This is a genomic window from Brucella tritici (assembly GCF_902825325.1).
Classification (GTDB): Bacteria; Pseudomonadota; Alphaproteobacteria; order Rhizobiales; family Rhizobiaceae; genus Brucella.
In genome coordinates this window covers 1-820 of record NZ_CADEAR010000067.1, presented here as the reverse complement: position 1 = coordinate 820, position 820 = coordinate 1, and the positions used below count along the sequence as shown (strand labels likewise).

Genomic DNA, 820 nt, shown 5'->3' with positions numbered 1-820 from the left:
GCCGGTGTTGTCACGTTAAGTTTCTTTGGCCGGAAAGGTCAGCGGCTCGTAGATATTCAGGCGACACCGGCCGCAATTTTCCATGCATCGAAGGCCTCGAGGCGATGGTATCGAATTGTTTGTGCGGCTCGGCGACGGGACGGAATTGAAAAGCAATTGCGGGTAGCTGAGTACATGGAGACGAACCATTGCAACATGCCTGGTGATCGGTGGCCTTGCATGGTTCGTTCCCGTTTTCGAAACGGCAGATGGCTATTCTCGGCACGATTATTGAGGCCCTTGTGCGACCAATGCTCAAGGCCGGGTGCCACTTCTGCTTTTGCTGCACTGTACGAGCGGAGCTTATCAGTGATGATCCGTTTGGGAGCGATGCCATAGCGCTTCATTAACGCCACGAGCATTCGCTTTGCTGCCCCTTTATCTCGCCGCTTCTGCAAGATTTCTTCGAGAACGATGCCGTTTTGATCCACCGCACGCCAGAGCCAGAATTTCTTTCCAGAGCATTGGACGACCACTTCGTCCAAATACCAAATATCGCCAGGGCGCGCCTGACGACGCCGCAAGTTGTGTGCGATCTGAGGTCCAAACTTGGCGATCCAACGACGAACTGTTTCGTATGAAACGTCGATACCACGCTCAAGCAGCATTTCCTCAACCTCACGCAGACTAAGGTTAAACCGTAGGTAAAGCCAAACCGCGTGTGAAATGACCTGCGGTGTAAAACGGTGACGCTTGAAGATGATATCTGACGACTGCATCGTCAAAATTTACGCCCAACCCGTCAGTCAGGCAAATGCAGCCCTGTTAACGTGACAACACC

The 820-nt window shown here is 52.7% G+C and carries 1 protein-coding gene; it reads right to left on the bottom strand.

Annotated features, from left to right (window positions below):
* Positions 1–56: 56 nt before the first annotated feature.
* Positions 57–758, bottom strand: coding sequence for an IS6 family transposase (locus HWX93_RS22670; protein WP_176038811.1), 702 nt, complete (start codon positions 756–758; stop codon positions 57–59).
* Between the last annotated feature and the right edge of the window lie 62 nt (positions 759–820).

Coding starts and splice junctions, on each gene's coding strand:
- HWX93_RS22670 (WP_176038811.1), bottom strand. CDS start 758: ATGCAGTCGTCAGATATCATCTTCAAGCGTCACCGTTTTACACCGCAG.